The 2,161-nt window shown below is 63.8% G+C and carries 3 protein-coding genes and 1 pseudogene; 2 read left to right on the top strand and 2 right to left on the bottom strand.

All coding sequences use genetic code 11. The features are described from left to right. Positions 1-37 precede the first annotated feature (37 nt). Positions 38-457: a hypothetical protein gene (locus EOA36_RS34025; RefSeq protein ID WP_127281080.1), complete on the bottom strand. Its 420-nt coding sequence runs from the start codon at positions 455-457 to the stop codon at positions 38-40. A gap of 118 nt (positions 458-575) precedes the next feature. On the opposite strand from EOA36_RS34025, the gene EOA36_RS34020 reads away from it, so the two are divergent. Both EOA36_RS34020 and EOA36_RS34015 read left to right on the top strand, forming a co-directional pair. Then, positions 576-1,184 carry a TetR/AcrR family transcriptional regulator gene (locus EOA36_RS34020; RefSeq protein ID WP_127281079.1) on the top strand — a complete coding sequence of 203 codons (609 nt, stop codon included), beginning with the start codon at positions 576-578 and terminating at the stop codon, positions 1,182-1,184. A gap of 37 nt (positions 1,185-1,221) precedes the next feature. Then, positions 1,222-1,839, top strand: coding sequence for an MOSC domain-containing protein (locus tag EOA36_RS34015; protein ID WP_127281078.1), 618 nt, complete (start codon positions 1,222-1,224; stop codon positions 1,837-1,839). A 38-nt stretch (positions 1,840-1,877) separates the two neighbouring features. On the opposite strand, the pseudogene EOA36_RS34010 reads toward EOA36_RS34015, so the two are convergent. Continuing rightward, a pseudogene (locus EOA36_RS34010) lies at positions 1,878-2,161 on the bottom strand (short-chain dehydrogenase/reductase); the annotation flags it as partial.

The following is a 2,161-nucleotide window of genomic DNA, read 5'->3' as shown; positions in this document are numbered from 1 at the left end:
GTGGTGAAGAACAGCGAAGGGGAGAGCCGCATGTTCGTCAATGCGCGGCGGCAGCGGCCGCGATCAGCGCGTCGCCTGTATACTGCCGGTCACCGATGCCCCAGCCGCCGTCGGGCGCGTTGACGATGTTGATCCAGGTGTTTTCCGGCCTGTGCCCCGGTACGCAGAGTTCGCCGACAATTCGGGCGGCGGCAGTGATAAAGGTCTCGCGGGCTTCGACGGAGCCAAGGCCGATATTGGGCAATTTCAATTCGACCATGACGACTGGCCGGTTGGCACCGCCGGCGTAAATGTTGCGCGCCGGCAGGACATGGACGGTGCCGCCGACGATCGCGGTGAAGAATGAATTGCCGGCGGCGCCGGAGGCTTCGATGAGGGCAGCGCTCAGGCGTGGCAGGATTTCGCGCTCTCCCGCCGGGGTCAGGACGCCTTCCGGCGCTGTCACGGTGATCGGCATTTGATTTTCTCCTCGGGTGTACGGCCTCACCGGGAGGTCATCTTCCGGCTTGCCAAGTTTCGTATCAATTGATATGTTATAAGGGAAAGGCGAGTCAACAGGTTTCGTATCGATCACTATGGAAAATTCGGACAAGCAACGCGGCGGCCGGCCGCGCGCATTCGACCCCGACCGGGCGCTCGATGCCGCGATGCATCTTTTCTGGGAGCATGGCTATGAGGCGACGTCGCTGGCCATGCTGCGCGAAGCGATGGGGCTGACGCCGCCACAGATCTACAACGCCTTCACCGACAAGGAGACTTTGTTCCGCAAGGCGTTGATGCGCTACCACGAGACCGAGATAGGCTTCGCCCTGGAAGCGCTGAGCGCGCCGGTGTCGACGGGGGAGGCGATGCGGCGCTTGTTGCTGGGCGCCGCGGAGGCCTATTCCAGGCCCGGCAAGCCGGGAGGGTGTCTTTTCGTCAGTGGCGCGCTGGCGGCTTCACCGCAGGCACAAGCCATTGCGGATGAACTCAGGACCTACCGCAAGGAAAGCGAAGCGGCGATCGCGGCGCGGCTTGCCAAAGGCAAGGCAAAAGGCGATTTGCCCCAAAACCTCTCTGTCGAAGACTTCGCCAGATATATTGCTGGTGTCATGAATGGCATGTCGATCCAGGCGCGGGACGGTGCGTCGGCCGAAGAGTTGCGCGTTTTGGCCCAAACCGCTCTTGCGGCCTTGCCGGCCTAAGGGCAAAACCAGAGCGCGTCATCAAGGATTGAAGCCCATGCTGGATCTCTTCCCCGAGGCCGAGAAGCCGGTCGAAATCATCCCGGCGAAGAAGCTTTCAGCCCGCGCGGCCGCGCTCTATGTCGCGCCATCGGATCATTTCCAGACGCGTTCGGTGGACGAATTGCGGCTGGGTTTCGACGGCATATCGGGCGATTTCCATGCCGGGCCGACGCGGCGCTCGGGCGGACGCGAGCCGTGGTACCCGCGCGGCACCGAGATGCGCAATGAAAGGCAATTGTCCATCGTGGCGGCGGACGAATTGGCCATTGTCGCCGAACGGATGGGGCTCGCCGAAATCAAGCCCGAGTGGATCGGTGCCAATCTGGTGATCGAAGACGTGCCGCATCTGTCGATGCTGCCGGCCGGCACGCTGTTGTTCTTCAAGGGCGGCGTGACCCTCAAGGTGGACGCCCAGAACGGACCATGCCGTATCGCCGGACGATCGATCGCCGAGAACGTCGGAATGGCCGATGTCGAAGCCGGTGCGCTATTGTTTCCCAAGGCGGCGAAGCGGTTGCGCGGCGTGGTCGCCTGGGTTGAAAAGCCCGGCATCGTCAGCACCGGCGAAGAGATTTCGGTGCGCGTGCCGGAGCAGTGGCTCTACCAGGCATAGCTACGCCGCCCGGGAGGCGGCGCAGCAAATACCAGATGTCAGCCCTTGCGGTTCTTGTTGGCGCCTTGCGCCATGACGGAGACGTGGTCCCACTTGTCCCAGGTGGCGAGGCGGTTGGCGTATTCCTGGCGGATCATCGGCAGGCCGCCATCGCCGAAGAATATCCGCAGCGGCGGCTCGGCCGAATCGACGATGGCCAGCATCGCCGGCCCTGTCGCCTCGGGGTCGCCGGCAACCGAGTTGGCGCGGCGCTCGGCCATCTTGGCGCGGGCAGGCGCATAGGCCTCGATCGGCTTGGAGACCTTGGCCGATGCTCCCGACC

Source organism: Mesorhizobium sp. M8A.F.Ca.ET.021.01.1.1, assembly GCF_003998025.1.
Classification (GTDB): domain Bacteria; phylum Pseudomonadota; class Alphaproteobacteria; order Rhizobiales; family Rhizobiaceae; genus Mesorhizobium.
This window is presented reverse-complemented; position numbering and strand designations above follow the sequence as displayed.